Raw genomic sequence first — 17,839 nt, 5'->3', positions numbered from 1 at the left:
GCGTCACCCCTCGATCCGCATCAGCACCTGGCCCGCGTCGACCGGCTCGCCGTCCTCGACGAGCAGCTCGACCACGCGCCCTGCGGCATCGGCTTCGATCTCGGTGAACTGCTTCATCACCTCGACGAGGCCGACCACCGCGCCGGCGGCGACCGTCGCGTCGACCGCGACGTAGTAGTCCGCATCGGGCGACGGGCGCCGGTAGAAGGTGCCCGGCAGCGGGCTGACGATTTCGTGCAATGCCATCGTGTGTCTCCTTGAATCAGTGATGGGCGGCGAGCGGTTGCGGCCCGGCGGTCCGGATGCCTTCACGGATCAGCGCGTGGCGCGTGTCGCGCACGAGGTCGAGCGCGCCCGGCGTGTCGCTGTGGATGCAGACCGAATCGAAATCGATGTCGATGTCGTCGCCGTCGATCGTCCGCACCTTGCCGTCGATGCAGGCGCGCAGCACCTTGTCGGCGACCTGGCGCGGATCGAGGCGGCCGACGCGGCGCGTGAACACGATCGAGCCGCTGCGGTCGTAGTCGCGATCGGCGTAGAACTCGCGGATCACCGGCTGCCCGTATTCGACGGCGACGCGGTACGTGACCGACGCCTCCATGCAGTACAGCCACAGGCCCGGATCGACGCGCTGCAGCGTTTCGATCAGCAGCCGCGAGAACGCCTCGTTGGCCGCCGCGTGCATGTAGAGCGCGCCGTGCGGCTTCACGTGCTGCAGGCTGACGCCGTTCAGGCGCGCGAACTCGCGCAGCGCACCGAGCTGGTACAGGATGTCGTTGACGAGCGCCTGCGGCGTTTCGGCGATCGTGCGGCGGCCGAAGCCGACGAGATCGCGAAAGCCCGGGTGCGCGCCGATGCCGACGCCGGCGTCACGCGCGAGCTGCACCGTGCGCGCCATGATGTTCGGATCGCCGGCGTGAAAGCCGGTGGCGATGTTTGCCGAGCTGATGAGCGGCATGATCTGCTCGTCGACGCCGTCGCCGATCGTCCACGGGCCGAAGCCTTCTCCCATGTCGGAGTTCAGGTCGACGCTGTGCTTCCTCATACGGTGTGCTCCTCCAGGTTCTCCGGTTCGCGTGCGTCGTGGCGCATGCCGAAACCGTGTTGAACGCAGGTTAGCCGCGTGGGGTGCGTCAAAAAAGTTCTATTTTTATATGCGACCGTATCGATTTTTTCGATATCGAGGAAATCGGCCACCAAGCACCGCCGGAGCAGGGATGGCAGGGTTTCCACGAGGTCGGGTTCATGGGTGCGGCACGGTTGTTATGATGTTTATCGCGTGCCCATCTGTTTTCTCATCGACCATGGCCCTGACCCTCAGACAGCTCAAGTATTTCGTCGCGACCGCCGAGCTCGGCCAGATCTCGCAGGCCGCGATCCAGCTCACGATTTCGCAGTCGGCCGTGACGAGCGCGATCAAGGAACTGGAGGACAGCCTCGGCACGCAGCTCTTTCTGCGCACGCCGTCGGGCGTGACGCTCACCGACACGGGGCGGCGCTTCCTGAATCACGCGTACACGATCCTGTCGTCGGTCGACGAGGCGATGCGGATCCCGAACCTCGAAAGCACGCTGACCGGCACGCTCGCGATCGCCGCGAGCTACACGGTGCTCGGCTACTTCCTGCCGCATCACGTGCTGCGGCTGAACACGCTGTACCCGCGGCTGACGATCCACCTGCACGAGCTGAACCGCGAGTCGATCGAGGAAGGGCTGATCGCGGGCCGCTACGACATGGCCGTGCTGCTCACGTCGAACGTGTCGAATCCGGCACTCGTGCTGGAGCCGGTGATCCACTCGGTGCGGCGGCTGTGGGTCGGCGCGCATCACCCGTTGCTCAGGCACGAGAGCGTCACGTTCGCGGAAGTCGCGCGCGAGCCATTCGTGATGCTGACGGTCGATGAGGCCGGGCAGACGGCGCTGCGCTACTGGAACGAGACGCCGTACCGGCCGAACGTGATCCTGCGCACGTCGTCGGTCGAGGCGGTACGCAGCATGGTGGCGAACGGCAGCGGCGTCGCGATCCTGTCCGACATGGTGTACCGGCCGTGGTCGCTCGAAGGGCGTCGGATCGAGACGATCGTGCTGCGCGACCCGGTGCCGCCGATGAGCGTCGGTCTCGCCTGGCGCAAGGACATCGAGTTGAGCCCCGCGATGCACGCGGTGCGCGACTATTTCCGGCACACGTTCATGGAGCCGCGTGCGTTGGGTGGTGCGGGCTGAGTGCGCGGCGCACGCGTAAAAAAAGCCGGGACGTATCCCGGCTTTTTCATGCGGCGGACGAATCCGCCGTGCGTTGCGCTTACGCGTTCGCCGACATCGCGTCCGCGTCACTCGAACGGATGCCGAGGCGCTCGAACAGCGCGCGATCCTTCTGCGACTGCGGGTTGCTCGTCGTCAGCAGCTGGTCGCCGTAGAACATCGAGTTTGCGCCGGCGAGGAAGCACATTGCCTGCAGCCCGTCGTCGAGCTGCTCGCGGCCGGCCGACAGGCGCACGACGGCCTTCGGCATCGTGATCCGCGCAACCGCGATCGTGCGCACGAATTCGAACGGGTCGAGCGGCGCGGTGCCTTCGAGCGGCGTGCCTTCGATCGCGACGAGGTTGTTGATCGGCACCGAATCCGGATACGGGTTCAGGTTCGCGAGCTGCGAGATCAGGCCCGCGCGTTCGCGGCGCGATTCGCCCATGCCGATGATGCCGCCGCAGCACACGTTGATGCCCGCGTCACGTACGCGGTCGAGCGTGTCGAGGCGATCCTGGTAGGTGCGCGTCGAGATCACCTGGCCGTAGAACTCCGGCGACGTGTCGAGGTTGTGGTTGTAGTAGTCGAGGCCCGCGTTCGCGAGTTCCTGCGCCTGCTCGTCTTCCAGCATGCCGAGCGTCATGCAGGTCTCGAGGCCGAGTTCCTTCACGCCGCGCACCATCTCGGTCAGCGCCGGCATGTGGCGCTCCTTCGGGTTGCGCCACGCGGCGCCCATGCAGAAGCGGCTCGCGCCGTTCGCCTTCGCCGCGCGCGCGGCATCGAGCACCGCGTCGACGTCCATCAGCTTCTCGGCCTTCAGGCCCGTGTCGTGGTGCGACGACTGCGAGCAGTAGCCGCAATCTTCCTCGCAGCCGCCCGTCTTGATCGACAGCAGCGTCGACAGCTGCACCGCGTTCGCATCGAAGTGTTCGCGGTGCACCTGCTGCGCGCGGAAGATCAGGTCGTTGAACGGCAGCTCGAACAGCGCGACGACGTCGGCGACGCGCCAGCGCTGCGAGACCGGAGCGGCCACGGGAATCGCGTCGGGTTGCACGTTGGCGGCGGTCTGGGCTTGGGTCATATCGTTTTCCTGTCCTGGTCGGGGATGAGGGATCGGGGGATCAGTTTCTGTTGGGTCAATGCTGCGCGGTGCGCAGCGTCTCGACGAGCGCGGCGATGTCGAGCATCGCCGCGGCGGATTCGGGGGCGGCCGGGCTCAGGTGCGGAATACGGCCGAGCAGCGGCGCGCCGTGTTCGCGGGCGAGCCAGTCGCGCATCGTCGCGATGTTCTCGTCGGGGAACGACATGGCCGGGTCGACGTGGTTCGCAACCCAGCCGGCGAGCTTGAGGCCGCGTGCGGCGATCGCGTCGGCGGTGAGCAGCGCGTGGTTGATGCAGCCGAGCTGCACGCCGACCACGAGCACGACCGGCACGCCGAGCGCGACCGCGAGATCGGCCATGTCCTGCGTGTCGTTCATCGGCACGCGAAAGCCGCCGGCGCCTTCGACGACGACGATATCCGCGCGCGTCAGCGCTTCGCGATGGCATGCGACGATCGTGTCGATGTCGAGCGTCACGCCTTCCTGCGCGGCGACGATATGCGGCGCGGCCGGTGCCTTCAGCAGGAACGGCGTGCGCAGTTCGGGCGGCAATACGACGTTCGCGGCTGCGTCGAGCTGGTCGGCATCCTCGTTGCGCCACACGCCGTCGCGTTCATACGCACCGGCCGCGACGGGCTTCAATGCGGCCGCGCGCAGGCCGTGCCGCGCGAAGCCGTGCAGCATCGCGGCCGATACGAAGGTCTTGCCGATTTCGGTGTCGGTGCCGGTGACGAACAGCGAGAGCGGAGCGGTCATGCTGCAGTCTCCCGCCGGGCCGCCCCAAGGGAGGCTGCGCTCCCCTCGGGGGGCAGCGAACGCAGTGAGCGTGGGGGCTGTTCCGTCTCCTGCGGAGCCGCGTCAACGGAGGCAGCAGCCGCGTCGCTGGCTTCGATCAGTGCGGCTTCGAGCCGCGCGAGATCGTCGAACGAATGCGCGGCCGACAGCGACACGCGCAGCCGCGACGTGCCGACGGGCACCGTCGGCGGCCGGATCGCGGGCACCCACAGGCCGTGCGCGTCGAGCGCGCGCATCGCCGCGAGCGTCGCGTCGTTGCTGCCGATCACGAGCGGCTGCACGGCCGTGTGCGAATCGACCGGCTGCCAGCGCGTGTTGCGCAGCAGCGCGCGCGTGCGTTCGATCAGCGCGGCGAGATGCGCGCGGCGCGCGTCGCCTTCGTCGCCCGCGATCACCTTCAGGCTGGCCGATACCGCGTGCGCGACGGCCGGCGGCGCAGCCGTCGTGAAGATGTAGCTGCGCGCGCGCTGGATCATCCATTCGATCACGGTCTCGTGCGCGATCACGAATGCACCCGCGACGCCGGCGGCCTTGCCGAGCGTGCCGACGTACACGAGATGCGGCGAACGCAGCGCGGCGGCGGCGAGCGCGCCGCGGCCCTGCGGGCCGAGCACGCCGAAGCCGTGCGCATCGTCGACGACGAGCCATGCGCCGTGGCGTTCGGCCAGCGCGACGAGTTCGGCCAGCGGCGCGAGGTCGCCGTCCATGCTGAACACGGTGTCGCTGACGATCAGCTTCGTTTCGGCATCGGATGCGTCGAGCAGCGCGGCGAGCGCGGCCGTGTCCGCATGCGGATAGACCTGGACGTTCGCGCGCGACAGCCGCATGCCGTCGATCAGCGACGCGTGGTTCAGCGCGTCGGAGAAGATCGTCGCGCCCTTGCCGGTGAGCGCCGTCATCGCGGCGAGGTTCGCCATGTAGCCGGTGCTGAAGTACAGCGCGCGCGGCGCGTCGGAGAAGCTGCCCGAGAAGGCCGCGAGTTCTTCTTCGAGCGTCGCGTGCGCACGCGAATGGCCGCCGAGCAGGTGCGAGCCGCCGCTGCCGGAGCCGTAGCGCTGCGCGCCTTCGGCGAACGCGGCGACGAGCGCCGGATGCGCGGCGAGGCCGAGATAGTCGTTGCTTGCGAAGCCGACGATCTCGCGACCGTCGACGGTCATGCGCGCATCGCACGCGGTGTCGGCGGTGCGGCGCACGCGGCGCAGGCCTTGCGCGTCGAGATCGGCGAGGCCGCGTTGCAGGGTATCGAGCAGAGGGTTGGTCATCGTGCGACTTCCTCCAGCGTTGCATCGAGCGTGTCGCGCGTGCTTTGCGCGAGCCATGCGATGTCGTCGTCGGTCATCACGTACGGCGGCATCAGGTACACGGTCGTGCCGATCGGGCGCAGCAGCATCTCGCGTTCCAGTGCGCGTTCGAAGAAGCGACGCGAGAAGCCGCGCGCCGCGTCGCCGTCGAGCGCAACGTCGAATGCGAACAGCGTGCCGCGCTCGCGCAGGTGGCGTACCTGCGGGTGTGCGTCGAGCGGCGCGAGCGCCGCGCGCATCGTCGCCGACTTGCGGGCATTGGCCGCGAGCACGTCGTCGCGTGCGAACAGGTCGAGCGTCGCGACCGCCGCGCGGCACGCGAGCGGGTTGCCGGTGTACGAATGCGAGTGCAGGAAGCCGCGCGTCGTGTCGTCGTCGTAGAACGCCGCGAACACGTCGTCGCGCGTGAGCACGAGCGATAGCGGCAGGTAGCCGCCGCTGATGCCCTTCGACAGGCACAGGAAATCGGGCCAGACACCGGCCTGCTCGCACGCGAAGAAGGTGCCGGTGCGGCCGCAGCCGACCGCGATCTCGTCGGCGATCAGGTGCACGCCGAATTCGTCGCACAGCGCGCGCAGCCCGCGTACATACGACGGATCGTGCATCGCCATGCCGGCCGCGCACTGTACGAGCGGCTCGACGATCAGCGCGGCGATCCGGTCGCCGCGTTCGACGAACAGGCGCCGCACGTCGGCAAGCGCGCGGCCTGCGACGTCGGCGGCCGTTTCGCCCGGCAGCGCGCCGCGCGCGTCAGGTGACGCGACGACGTGAGCATGGCGGATCAGCGGGTCGTACGCGTCCTTGAACAGCGCGACGTCGGTCACGCCGAGCGCGCCGATCGTCTCGCCGTGATAGCTGTTCGCTACGCAGACGAATTCCTGCTTGTTCGCGCGGCCGCGGTTGCGCCACGCGTGGAAGCTCATCTTCAGCGCGATCTCGACCGCCGACGCGCCGTCCGACGCGAAGAACGCATGGCCGAGCGTGCGCGCGGTGAGCACGTGCAGCCGCTCCGCGAGCTCGATCGCCGGCTCGTGCGTGCAGCCGGCGAGCATCGCGTGCTCGAGCGTGTCGAGCTGGTTCTTCAGCGCGGCGTTGATGTCCGGGTTCGCATGGCCGAACAGGTTGACCCACCACGAGCTGATCGCATCGAAGTAGCGGCGGCCGTCACGGTCGTACAGCCACAGGCCCGCGCCGCGCGCGACGGGGATGAGCGGCAGGCGCTCGTGATGCTTCATCTGGGTGCAGGGGTGCCAGACCGCGCGCAGGCTGCGCGCGACCCAGTCGTCGGTGGCTGGCGTACTCAAGGCGGCTCCGGGGGATAAAACGGCCGCGCGGCATCGACGGGATGCCGCGCGGCGAGACACGAATCGCGCTGAGATTAGCGTGTTCCGCGACCCGTTGCACTACCGGTTACAAACGCCGCAAAGCCTTGCCGGACGGGAGTTCGGCGCAGATCGGGGCGGCTCGGAACGGTACGGTTCAGATATCCCGAAATGAGCGCAGATGACGACGTTCGAGTGAGACCCCCCAACCGAAAAAAATCGTGGGGCGGGCGGCGCGGCGGGGGGAGAAATCGGGGAGCGAAGGGGGAAAAGGCGGCGCGGGACGATGTGGCCCCCACGTGATCGGAAAGAAAGAATGCAAGCGGGCGAGGACGGGCACCCGGGGCATGGCGCGGCCAGACGGCGTGTTCACGCCGGCATGCGGTGCGTGCCACGGTCCGCGACGTCGGCCGCGAACGCTGCATGCGGCGCGGCTGCGAAGAAACGAAAAAGGGGGAGGGAAAACGAAAAACGGCGGCGAAGGCCGCCGTTCGTCAACGCGAAGCCAGCGCCGGCGTATCGGTGCCGCGTGCGTCGCTGTCGTCGTTGTCGGCTGTCTGCGTCGTGTTCCACACGACCCGGTCGTTGACCGCATACAGCCGGCAAGCGCCCGCATCTTGCTTCGCGCAGTTGTCGAGCGCGAGCGCCATCGGGTCGTCGCCGCCTTCGGCCCACGACCATGCACCTTCCGACGACACCGCGAACGCGCGGCTCGGATGCTGGTTCAGGAAGCGGCGATAGCCTTCGCGGCCGGCTTCGTCGACAAACGGCACCGCATTGACCGCGTCGATCGACGCATAGCCGCTCGCCTTCGGCTCGTGCGGGTTCGCGACTGCGTAGCGCACCGAGGTCGGCAGGTTCAGCTGCGCGAGGAACGCGTTGACGGCCGGCCACCACACGGGCACGCCGTCGCGATCGACGATCAGCCGGTGCGCGTCGTCCTTGTAGCGGCCGAAATCGATGAACCGGGCCTGCGTGCCGTGCGATACGTACGCGTCGTGCATCTGCGCGACGAGCCCGGGCGTCCATACCGAATCGTTGTCGCCGTACAGCCACAGCGACCGCACGGCCGTGCGCGCGCCGTACTGGTCGAACGCGTCGACGAGGTTTTTCTGCCAGCCGTCGCAGAGGTCCTGGCGTAGCCCGCCGGAGAAGTTGATGATGCCGCGCACGCCCGGTGCGGCTTCGGTGCCGTACGCGACCGATACGAGGCCGCCGTGCGACGTGCCGGCGACGACGATGCGCGACGCATCGACATACGACTGGCGCGACATGTAGCGCACCGTCGCGTCGACGTCGGCCGCCTGCACGAGGCCGTTCTTGCCGACGTTGCAGCCTTCCTGCTGGTACGTGCCGCCCGAGCCTGCGAAGCCCTGGCGATTCGGTGCGATCACCGCATAGCCGCGGCGCACGAATTCGCGCGCGAACGCGAGCGGCCGGCTGCGCGGCTGCTGATGGAGATCGCCGGTGTTCTTGCCGTGGTTGAAGACGACGAGCGGGAACGGGCCGGGGCCGTTCGGCTTGAAGAGCGTTGCCTCGAGCGTAACGGTGCCCGATGCGTCGGCCGGAATGCGGAGGATCTGTTCGTTCAGGTCGGCGGCGACCTGCGGCAGGTTCGAATCGCTGTAGTCGAAGCGTTCGGCGTGGGCAAGTGACCCGCTGACGCCGGTACCCGTGCCCGTATTGGCGTTCGGCAGCGTACCGGCCTGAGCGGCCGACAGCGCACATGCCGCCATCCATCCCACCAATACTTTGCTGAACGCCATTCGTAAGCCCTGCCATGCAACATGACCAATTCGAGGTCATCGTAGCCCGACAAATTCGGGTTGTGCAATGCGGGAATTACCCGGCGTCTGACACAGCAACTATTTGTCAACGTTCACTTACTTCTCCGTCGACGTAGCGCCAGAAACCGTGCTCGTCGCGCTCGAAACGGCTCGTCTCGTGGAGCCGGTAAGCGCGCCCGCCGACCTTGTAGCGAGCCACGAATTCGACCTCCGCGTGCCGTTCGTCGAGCGGCGCATGGCGTTTGACCGCGAGGCCGAGCCAGCGCGGCGCGTCGGGTGCTTCGGGGTCGGTGTCGAGATCGGGCGGGCAGGTGCGCGCGGCCCACGTCGCGCGCAGGTAGTCGGTCGCGCCGAGCACGTACGCGCTATACCGCGAGCGCATCAACTCGAGCGCGGTCGGCGCGGCTTCGCCGCCGTCGATGAAGCGGCCGCAGCAGGCCGCATAACGGGGCGCCGGCGCTTTGCCGGCGGGAGCGGGGGACGCGCCGCCGCACGGGCACGCGTCAGGTCGGTTCAAAATCATGCGAAACAGGAATTAACGACGCAAGGTTGTCGGCTGCCTACCAGCTCAGCTCGATACCGTCGTACTGGAAGAAACGGCCGTTTGCCTGCGACACGTCCGCGCCGGATTCGGCGATCACGCGGCGCATGCCGGTCACGCTGGTTTCCGGATCGATCGCGGCCTGCGCGCCGCCCATGTCGGTGCGCACCCAGCCGGGGTGGAGCGAAATGCACGCGGCGTGGCGCGTTTGCAGCGACGCGATGCGCAGCGCGTCGTTCAGCGCGGCCTTGCTCGCGCGGTACAGCCAGCCGGTCGTGCCGGTCGCCTCGGCGATGCTGCCCATCCGGCTCGACACGACGGCCAGCACGCCGCGCGCGTCCTCGACGAGCGGCAGCACGATCGGCAGCAACTGCATCGGTCCGCGCACGTTCGTATGCATCACCGCGTCGAAATCCTCGGCGGTGATCGTCTCGACGCCCTCGGTGCGCGGCCCGTACACGCCCGACACCAGCACGGCCGCATCGAGCCGCTCGCCGTCGAGCTTCCAGCCGAGCGCCGCGATCTGCTCGGGCTGCGTGATGTCGAGCGCATGGGCCTGCGCGCCGAGCGCGCGCAGCGCGTCGAGCGAGGCGTCGTCGCGCGCGGTGGCGATCACGTTCCAGCCGTCGCGCCGGTATTGGCGGACGAATTCGCGGCCGAGGCCGCGCGATGCTCCGACGATCAATGCGGTTTTCATGCCCGTCGCTCCTGTGCTTGGCGCCGCCTTGGCGGCGGCGCCGGGATCAGATCCGTTCGATGGGGCGCGCGGCTGCGCGCCGGCGCCGCTGCCGTCGCGCAGCCAGCGGCGTTACTTCGCGTCGTCGCACGGCTTCAGCGTGGCGGCGACAGCCTGTGCGACGCCTTCGAGCCGCGCGGCGTCTGCCGCGATCATGTCGTTGGCCGGTGCATGCTCGCCGCCGGCGGTGAGTGCGGCCACGCAGCGCGTGTAGGTCTCGCCGAGCGCTTCGAAGTTCGACACGGCCATCCCGAGGTTGCGCATCCGGCCGTCGTGCACGCCGTACACGAGCCCGTGCACGGTGAGCGACTGGCCGCGCGCCCACGCATCGTTGACGATCGTCGTGCGGCACACGTTGACGACCTGCTCGATCGCGTTCAGCTCGATCAGGCGGCGATAGCGCGCTTCGCCCACCGGCCATTCGTCGAGCAGCGCCGCGTGGCGCTCGCGCACGTCCTGCACGTGATGCAGCCAGTTGTCGGCGAGGCCGACACGGCGGTTGAGCAGGGCGGCGTTCACGCCCGAGCAGCCGTAGTGGCCGACGACCATGATGTGCTTCACGCGCAGGATGTCGACCGCGAACTGGATCACGGACAGGCAGTTCAGGTCGCTGTGCACGACCACGTTCGCGATATTGCGGTGGACGAACACTTCGCCCGGCGGCAGGCCGATGATCTCGTTCGCGGGCACGCGCGAATCCGAGCAGCCGATCCACAGATATTCCGGCGCCTGCTGGTCGGCGAGACGCGCGAAGAATTGCGGGTCGTCTTCGAGCTTGTGCTTGACCCAGGCGTCGTTGTTGTCGAACAGGTGTGAAAGCGGATTGTCTTGGGTGTTCATCGGTGTGGATTCCGTTGACGGAAATCGGGTCGCAATCGGTGCGGTGTCGTGGGCGTCAGGCGGCGCGCTGCGCGTCGCCTGTACCATCATTCTGGTCCGTCGCGCCGAAGCGCGTGGGGTAGCGCATGCAAAAGCGCAGCGCGGTGTCGTACGGATAAAAGTCGGGCAATTCGCCCTGTATCAGCTTGTCCTTGCTGGCCTGCCACAGCGCGGGATCGAAAAAGTCCGCGTGATGCTTCATGAAGACGTCGCGCACGCGCGGGTCGCCGAGCAGGAAAGGCCCGTAGGTCTCCGGAAAGATGTCGTGCGGGCCGACGGTATACCACGGTTCGCCGGACATCTCGTCTTCCTCGTTGCGCGGCGGCGGCACGCGGCGCACGTTGCAGTCGGTCAGGTACTCGATCTCGTCGTAGTCGTAGAACACGACGCGGCCGTGGCGCGTGACGCCGAAGTTCTTGTACAGCATGTCGCCCGGGAAGATGTTCGCCTTCATCAGCTCCTTCACCGCGTTGCCGTATTCCTTCACGCCGTGCTCGACGTCGGTATCGGAGCCGTTCTGCAGGTACAGGTTGAGCGGCGTCATCCGGCGCTCGATGTACAGGTGCTCGATCACGAGATTGCCGTCCTCGTATTCGAGCAGCGACGGCACTTCCTTTTCCAGCTCGCGCACGAGCGCGTGGTCGAGCCGCGCGATCGGCAGCGCGACGCTCGAATACTCGAGCGTGTCGGCCATCCGCCCGAGGCGGTCGTGGCGCTTCACGAGCTGGTACTTCTCCATGATCTGCGCGCGCGTCGTCTCCTTCGGCGGCGGGAAGTGATCCTTGATGATCTTGAACACGTACGGGAACGACGGCAGCGTGAACACGAGCATCACGAGGCCCTTGATCCCGGGCGCGATGATGAAGCGGTCGCTCGAGTGCGACAGGTGGTGCAGCAGGTCGCGATAGAACAGGTTCTTGCCCTGCTTCTGCAGGCCGACCGACGTGTAGATCTCCGCCTTCGGCTTGCCGGGCATGATCGTGCAAAGGAAGTCGACGTACGCGGACGGCACGCCCATGTCGACGAGGAAGTACGAGTGCGAGAAGCCGAAGATGATCATCAGCTGGTCGCGCCGCAGCAGCACGGTGTCGAGCGAGAGCACGCCCGGGCGCACGTGGCGGATCGGCACCGCGAACGGCAGCACGCGGTCGGCGTTGATGATGCGGCCGACGATGTATGCGCTCTTGTTGCGGAAGAACAGCGACGACAGCACGTGGATCTGGAAATTCGGCGCTTCGTCGAAGTGGCCGAATTCGTCGTGGATCGCCTGCATCACGCACGCGATGTCGCGCGGGAGATCGTCGAATTCCGGCTCGAGCTGGAAGTTCGTGACGATCCGCTCGAGCGTGGTCGCGAGCCCGTCGGTGCCCGGATAGTACGCGCGGTAGGTCGGTTTCGCGGCCGGCTCGTCGTTCTCCAGATACTCGGTCGAGATCGCCGGGCGCACGAAGATGAAATCGTTGCTGAAGTACGAGCGGTGCAGGATCTTGCAGCACACCGAATTGAAGAAGGTCTCCGCGCACTCGGGCTGGCGGTGCGACGTAAGCAGGCCGATGTAGTGCAGCTTGATCTGCTGCCACACTTCGTCGTCGATGTTTTCCGCGTCGTATTCGTCTTCCAGCACCTCGACGCATTCCTTCACGCGATCGTCGTACGACGTGATCCGCTCGCGCGCGAGCCGCTGCAGCCCGTGCCAGTCGCCATGCTCGTACAGCGTCTTCGCTTCGACGGCCGCCTCGCGGAAGATCCGGTAGTGGCGGTCGAAGTTTTCGAGCATCGTCTGCGCGACGTCGAAACCGATCTGCGAAGACAGCAGTTTGGGGAAGTGATTCATCGCGTGCAGGCTCGTTCGGGAGGGGCTGTAAGCACTCGCCATTTTAGCGCCCAAGCGGGCGGTTCAAGGACTTCGCGGCGTTGCGCGGCCGGCCGGCTGGCGGCGGGTTATCCGCCGTTGGGTGCCGTTCGGTGCATCTTCGCGTAAAGATACGGGTACGGAACCGATTCTGGCACGAACTTTTTTTGACGGGGCGCTGGCCGCCGGGCACGCGTTCCTCGGGACGGCGATAGAATCGACGGAACGCCCGCCACGGCCTGCCGCCGGCGCGCATTCGCACCGATAACGACGAGACGCCCCACCGATGAACGCACTGGAACACCAACTCGACTATCCCTTCGCCGACACGCTGCCTGCCGCGGGCGACACGTTCGAGGTCGCGCCCGGCGTGCGCTGGCTGCGCATGCCGCTGCCGTTCTCGCTCGATCACATCAACCTCTGGCTGCTGCGCGACGAGATCGACGGGCAGGCCGGCTGGACGATCGTCGATTGCGGGATCTCGTCGGATGCGATCCGCACGCACTGGGAGCAGATCTTCGACACGCATCTCGACGGCCTGCCCGTGCTGCGCGTGCTCGTCACGCACTGCCACCCCGATCACTTCGGCCTCGCGAACTGGCTGTGCGAAGGCGGCGACAAGGGCCGCTGGAACGTGCGGTTGTGGATGACGCTCGGCGAGTACATGTTCGGCTGCCTGATGGCGGCCGGCAACGGCTCGAACGCGGGCGGCGCGGCCGCGGCCGATCACTTCGCGCGCCACGGGCTGACCGATCCGGCCGCGCTCGACAAGCTGCGCAACCGCCGCAGCTACTACGCGGATCTCGTGCCGGCCGTGCCGCCGCGCTACCGGCGCCTGCGTGAAGGCGACGCGGTGACGATCGGCGCGCGTACGTGGCATGTCGTGACCGGCTTCGGCCATTCGCCTGAACATTGCGCGCTGCACAGCGAAGCGGACGGCGTGCTGATCTCCGGCGACATGGTGCTGCCGCGCATCTCGACGAACGTGTCGGTATTCGACCTCGAACCGGAAGCAAACCCGCTCGCGCTGTACCTGCAGTCGCTCGGCCGCTACGAGACGATGGCGCCCGACACGCTGGTGCTGCCGTCGCACGGCAAGCCGTTCCGCGGCGTGCGCACGCGCATCACGCAACTGCGCGAACACCACGACGCGCGCCTGGCCGAAGTACGCGTCGCATGCGCGGAAAAGCCGATGAGCGCGGCCGACATCGTGCCGATCATGTTCCGCCGCCGCGAGCTCGACATCCACCAGATGACGTTCGCGCTCGGCGAGGCGCTCGCGCACCTGAACCTGCTGTGGCTCGCGAGCGAACTCGTGCGCGAGCAGGGCGACGACGGCGTGCTGCGGTTCCGCACCGCCGGCTGACACCGCTGCGTGCTCCTCACACGACGGGTTCGTAGCGCCACCCGTCGCGATGCCATTGCATCGTGTGCGTCGGGTCGAGCGCCGCGAGAAACGCGGTGTCGTGCGACGCGACCACGATCGCACCGGGGAAGCCGGCCAGCGCGGCTTCGATCGCACGCACCGATTCGAGATCGAGGTGGTTGGTCGGCTCGTCGAGCAGCAGCAGTTGCGCGGGCGTGCCGCGCCACAACGCGCACGCGAGCGCGGCCTTCAGCCGTTCGCCGCCGCTCAGCTGCCGCGCGGGTTGCGTCGCACGCGTCGCGTCGAGCTGCAGCAGCGCAAGCCGGCTGCGCAGGTCGCCTTCGGCGAGCGGCGTATCGAGCAGCCCCAGTTGCTCGACGATCGAACGATCGGGATCGAGCAGCGCGAGCCGCTGGTCGAGATACGCGGCACTTACGTGCGTCGTGCATGCGCCTGAACGCGGCGAAAGCTCGCCCGCGAGCATTCGCAGCAACGTCGATTTGCCGCAGCCGTTCGGGCCGGTCAGCGCGATGCGCACGGCGCCGCTCGCCGACCACGTGATCGCATCGGCATCGCCCGTGATGCGCCACGGCAGTTGCGCGGTTTCGAGCGTGAACAGCTGGCGGCGCGCGCTGACCTCGGTGCCCGGCAGCGACACGAGCACGGGCGCATCGGCTTCGACGCGCGCGGCCGCTTCCTGCACGCGTTCGTCGAGCGTCGCCTTGAATTCATTCTGATGGCGCCGGACGTGCCCCATGATGCTGCGCGCCGCGCCCTTGCGGCTCTGTTTTGCCATCGACGACAGGTTGGCCGTCTTCGCCTCGCGCAGCGACGCAGCCGCGTGGCGCTGGATCGTGTCGTGCTCCTGTTCGAGCCTGCGCCTGACGCGTCCGCGTTCGGCACGCGCGTTGTCGAGCGCCGACTGCGCGGCATCCTGTTCAGCGTCGCGCTGCGCGCGGTAGAGCGCGTAGTTGCCGCCGTACGAGCGCACGCCGTGCGGCGTCAGCTCGACGATGCGCTGCACGTCGGCAAGCAGCGCACGGTCGTGGCTCACGATGACGAGGCCGCCGCGCCAGCCGTCGAGTGCCGCACGCAGCCACGCGCGGCCGGGCGCGTCGAGATGGTTGGTCGGTTCGTCGAGCACGAGCAGGCCGGCGCCGGACAGCAACGCGCCGATCAGCGCGACCCGCGCGAGCTGCCCACCGCTCAGTGCCTGCGCGGGCGTGTCGGCGCGCACGTCGTGCAGGCCGGCCGCGTCGAGCGCGCTGCGCAGCCGCTCCGCGAGATCCCAGCGATCGCCGATCAGGTCGAAGTCGTGCGGTTCCGCGCGGCCGTCGGCGAGGCGCGCGAGCGCGCCGAGCGGCGCATCGAGCGCGGCGATCTGCGCGACGGTTCGCGGACCGGTCGCTACGTTGTCGTCGTCGTGCTGTTGCGCGACGTAGACGATTGACGTGTGCCGGTCGATCGTCCCCGCGCTCGGCGCGCAGCGGCCCGCGATCAGTTGCGCGAGCTGGCTCTTGCCGATGCCGTTGCGGCCGACGATGCCGGTCGGCGTGCGGTCGATGGAAAGGTCGAGCGAATCGAACAGCGTGAAGCCGTCGTCGAAGCGGAAGGAAACGTGATGAAGCGCGACGAGCGCGCCGGTGGGCGTGGCAGCAGCCATAAGCACCTCCGAAAATGCGTGAAGACCTTCGCGCGCGGCGTGCGTGGCACGGCGGCGAAAACATTTTGGGAAGGCTTAGTTGTTCACTTTGGCTGGCGTCCGGTATGAGGAATGAGCGCGCAGTGTAGCAAGCGCGGCGCGCGGGCCGCAAGCGACGGCCCGACGCACCGTCGCTTGCGTGCCACGCGCGAGGGTCGCGTTACTGCACGGCGACGGTCGTGAAGTTCTGCCGTCCGAACGGGCTCACGTGATAGCCGCTCACGTTCGTGCGCGTGAGCGCGGCCGCGGTCGGGTAGCCGAGCGGAATCCACAGCGCCTGGTCGTGGATGATCTTCTGCGCGGCTTCATACAGCTTCGCGCGCTTGGCCTGGTCGGCGGTCGACTTGCCGTCGGCGATCAGCTTGTCGAGCTGCGTGTCGCAGAAACGCGCGAAGTTGATGCCCGACTTCACCGCATTGCAGCTGAACAGCGGCGACAGGTAGTTGTCCGGATCGCCGTTGTCGCCGGCCCAGCCCATGAACAGCATGTCATGCTGGCCGAGCTTCGCCTGCTTGATCAGCTCGCCCCATTCGATCACCTTGACCTCGGCCTTCACGCCGATCTTCGCGAGGTCGGCCTGCAGCAGCTCCGCGCCGACCTTCGGGTTCGGGTTCAGCACGCTGCCGGTCGGGCGCGTCCAGATCGTCGTCGAGAAGCCGTTCGGGAAGCCCGCCTGCGCGAGCAGCTGCTTCGCCTTCGCGGGGTCGTACGCATACGGCGCGACGTCCTTCGCGTAGCTCCACGTGTTCGGCGGATACGGGTTGTTCGCGGCCGTGGCGGTGTTGTCGAACACGACCTTCAGGTAGGTCGCGCGATCGAACGCTAGGTTCAGCGCTTCACGCACCTTGTCGCTGTCGAGCGGCTTCTTCTGCGTGTTCAGCGCGACGAACGCGGTCATGAACGCGGGCGTCTGCACGACCTTCAGTGCGCTTTCGCCCTTCGCGGCGAGTACGTCCTGCGGCTTCGGCGACAGCGCGATCTGGCATTCGCCGGCCTTCACCTTCTGCAGGCGTACCGACGGGTCGGGCGTGATCGCGTAGATCAGCCGGTCGACCTTCGGCTTCGTGCCCCAGTACGTCGGGTTCACGTCGTAGCGGATCAGCGCGTCCTTCGTGTAGCTCTTCAGCACGAACGGGCCGGTGCCGACCGGCTTCGCGTTCAGGTCGGCCTGCTTGCCGGCCTTCAGCAGCTGGTCCGCGTATTCGGCCGAGTAGATCGACGCGAAGCCCATCGTCAGGATCGGTACGAAGGTCGCGTTCGGCTCGTTCAGCACGAACTTCACCGTGCTGTCGTCGACCTTCGTGACCGACTTCACGAGCTTCACGAGGCCCATCGACTGCGCGTGCGGGAAGCCGCTCGCGCCGGCCACCTTGTGCCACGGGTTCGAATCGTCGAGCATCCGCGAGAACGTGAACACGACGTCGTCCGCGTCGAGCGCGTGGCTCGGCTTGAAGGTGTCGGTGGTCTGGAACGCGACGTTCGGGCGCAGATGGAACGTGTACGTGAGGCCGTCGGCGCTCGCGTCCCATTTGTCGGCGAGCGCGGGCACGACTTTCTTCGCGGCTTCGTCGTACGACACGAGCGTGTTGAAGATCACGTCGGCCGATGCGTTGGTCGTGACGAGGGAGTTGTACTGCACGACGTCGAAGCCGTCCGGGCTCGATTCCGTGCACACGGTGAGCGGCTTGGCGGCGGCGAGGCCGGGGGCGGCGAGGGCGGCGGCGAGCGTGGCCGCGGCGAACAGCTTGACCTGCATAGGATCTCCCACGTGGCTTGTGTTTTTTGCTGGGTGACGGGATGCGGGCGCGGCCCGGAATCGGACAGGGCCGGCGCGGCTGGCGAATAGCATACCGTCAAAGCGCGCGACGCGTGAAAAAAGGCGCCTGAACGCGGTGAATTGACCGAAAAACGACTGCGTTCGCGACGGAACGGGTGTTGGGGCGGCAGGGGCGGAGGAGGTCGCGGGCCGAGGAGAGCTGGCGCCGGGGATGCTGGGCAGCGGTGCGTCGGGGACGGCGCGGGAGCGGTGCGGGCGTGCCGCGAATCGAAGCAGTGAAGCGGCCAGGCGTCGGTGTGGTGATGTGGTGATGTGGTGATGTGGTGATGTGGTGATGCGGAGAGGCGGAGAGGCGGAGAGACGGAGAGACGGAGAGACGGAGAGACGGAGAGACGGAGAGACGGAGAGACGGAGAGACGGAGAGACGGAGAGACGGAG

The 17,839-nt window shown here is 67.7% G+C and carries 15 protein-coding genes; 2 read left to right on the top strand and 13 right to left on the bottom strand.

Features of this window, described 5'->3' with window-relative positions:
• Positions 1-3: 3 nt before the first annotated feature.
• Together BCO18175_RS25840 and BCO18175_RS25835 are read right to left on the bottom strand one after the other, a co-directional pair.
• A complete protein-coding gene (locus BCO18175_RS25840; protein WP_089457021.1) occupies positions 4-246 on the bottom strand; it encodes an acetyl-CoA carboxylase in 243 nt (80 codons plus the stop codon).
• Positions 247-262: 16 nt separating this feature from the next.
• Positions 263-1,045 carry a 5-oxoprolinase subunit PxpA gene (locus BCO18175_RS25835; RefSeq protein ID WP_089441145.1) on the bottom strand — a complete coding sequence of 261 codons (783 nt, stop codon included), beginning with the start codon at positions 1,043-1,045 and terminating at the stop codon, positions 263-265.
• 259 nt (positions 1,046-1,304) lie between these two features.
• On the opposite strand from BCO18175_RS25835, the gene BCO18175_RS25830 reads away from it, so the two are divergent.
• Positions 1,305-2,222 carry a LysR family transcriptional regulator gene (locus BCO18175_RS25830; RefSeq protein WP_069249003.1) on the top strand — a complete coding sequence of 306 codons (918 nt, stop codon included), beginning with the start codon at positions 1,305-1,307 and terminating at the stop codon, positions 2,220-2,222.
• A 79-nt stretch (positions 2,223-2,301) separates the two neighbouring features.
• Here the strand turns inward: BCO18175_RS25830 and bioB are convergent, their stop codons facing one another.
• The 9 genes from bioB to aceK all read right to left on the bottom strand — a co-directional run bounded on the left by bioB (position 2,302) and on the right by aceK (position 12,538).
• Positions 2,302-3,324 (bottom strand): biotin synthase BioB, encoded by a 1,023-nt coding sequence (gene bioB, locus BCO18175_RS25825; protein WP_174985352.1) that lies wholly within the window; start codon positions 3,322-3,324, stop codon positions 2,302-2,304.
• A 55-nt stretch (positions 3,325-3,379) separates the two neighbouring features.
• The gene (gene bioD / locus BCO18175_RS25820; protein WP_174985350.1) at positions 3,380-4,099 is read right to left on the bottom strand and encodes a dethiobiotin synthase; all 720 of its coding nucleotides are present in this window, start codon (positions 4,097-4,099) and stop codon (positions 3,380-3,382) included.
• On the bottom strand, positions 4,096-5,400 hold the full coding sequence (gene bioF / locus BCO18175_RS25815) for an 8-amino-7-oxononanoate synthase (RefSeq protein ID WP_174985349.1): 1,305 nt from the start codon (positions 5,398-5,400) through the stop codon (positions 4,096-4,098). Before bioF ends, bioD begins: the two co-directional genes overlap by 4 nt.
• A complete protein-coding gene (gene bioA, locus BCO18175_RS25810) occupies positions 5,397-6,743 on the bottom strand; it encodes an adenosylmethionine--8-amino-7-oxononanoate transaminase (RefSeq protein WP_174985347.1) in 1,347 nt (448 codons plus the stop codon). Before bioA ends, bioF begins: the two co-directional genes overlap by 4 nt.
• Before the next feature lie 512 nt (positions 6,744-7,255).
• Positions 7,256-8,527: a dienelactone hydrolase family protein gene (locus tag BCO18175_RS25805; protein WP_174985345.1), complete on the bottom strand. Its 1,272-nt coding sequence runs from the start codon at positions 8,525-8,527 to the stop codon at positions 7,256-7,258.
• A 106-nt stretch (positions 8,528-8,633) separates the two neighbouring features.
• The gene (locus BCO18175_RS25800) at positions 8,634-9,071 is read right to left on the bottom strand and encodes a YchJ family protein (RefSeq protein WP_043187089.1); all 438 of its coding nucleotides are present in this window, start codon (positions 9,069-9,071) and stop codon (positions 8,634-8,636) included.
• Between the two features lie 37 nt (positions 9,072-9,108).
• Positions 9,109-9,786, bottom strand: coding sequence for an SDR family oxidoreductase (locus BCO18175_RS25795; protein ID WP_085042709.1), 678 nt, complete (start codon positions 9,784-9,786; stop codon positions 9,109-9,111).
• A gap of 111 nt (positions 9,787-9,897) precedes the next feature.
• Positions 9,898-10,665 (bottom strand): carbonate dehydratase, encoded by a 768-nt coding sequence (can, locus tag BCO18175_RS25790; RefSeq protein WP_122946385.1) that lies wholly within the window; start codon positions 10,663-10,665, stop codon positions 9,898-9,900.
• A gap of 55 nt (positions 10,666-10,720) precedes the next feature.
• Positions 10,721-12,538: a bifunctional isocitrate dehydrogenase kinase/phosphatase gene (gene aceK / locus BCO18175_RS25785; RefSeq protein WP_174985343.1), complete on the bottom strand. Its 1,818-nt coding sequence runs from the start codon at positions 12,536-12,538 to the stop codon at positions 10,721-10,723.
• Positions 12,539-12,842: 304 nt separating this feature from the next.
• On the opposite strand from aceK, the gene BCO18175_RS25780 reads away from it, so the two are divergent.
• A complete protein-coding gene (locus BCO18175_RS25780) occupies positions 12,843-13,922 on the top strand; it encodes an MBL fold metallo-hydrolase (protein WP_174985341.1) in 1,080 nt (359 codons plus the stop codon).
• 16 nt (positions 13,923-13,938) lie between these two features.
• Here BCO18175_RS25780 and BCO18175_RS25775 read toward each other — a convergent pair whose 3' ends face one another.
• Both BCO18175_RS25775 and BCO18175_RS25770 read right to left on the bottom strand, forming a co-directional pair.
• Positions 13,939-15,585 (bottom strand): ABC-F family ATP-binding cassette domain-containing protein, encoded by a 1,647-nt coding sequence (locus tag BCO18175_RS25775; RefSeq protein WP_174985339.1) that lies wholly within the window; start codon positions 15,583-15,585, stop codon positions 13,939-13,941.
• A gap of 199 nt (positions 15,586-15,784) precedes the next feature.
• Positions 15,785-17,380 (bottom strand): ABC transporter substrate-binding protein, encoded by a 1,596-nt coding sequence (locus tag BCO18175_RS25770; RefSeq protein ID WP_174973989.1) that lies wholly within the window; start codon positions 17,378-17,380, stop codon positions 15,785-15,787.
• Positions 17,381-17,839: the final 459 nt, after the last annotated feature.

It is taken from the genome of Burkholderia lata, from assembly GCF_902499335.1.
Taxonomy (GTDB): domain Bacteria; phylum Pseudomonadota; class Gammaproteobacteria; order Burkholderiales; family Burkholderiaceae; genus Burkholderia; species Burkholderia lata_B.
Note: the sequence above shows the minus strand (reverse complement) of the source record. Positions and strands in the feature narration are given on the sequence as shown.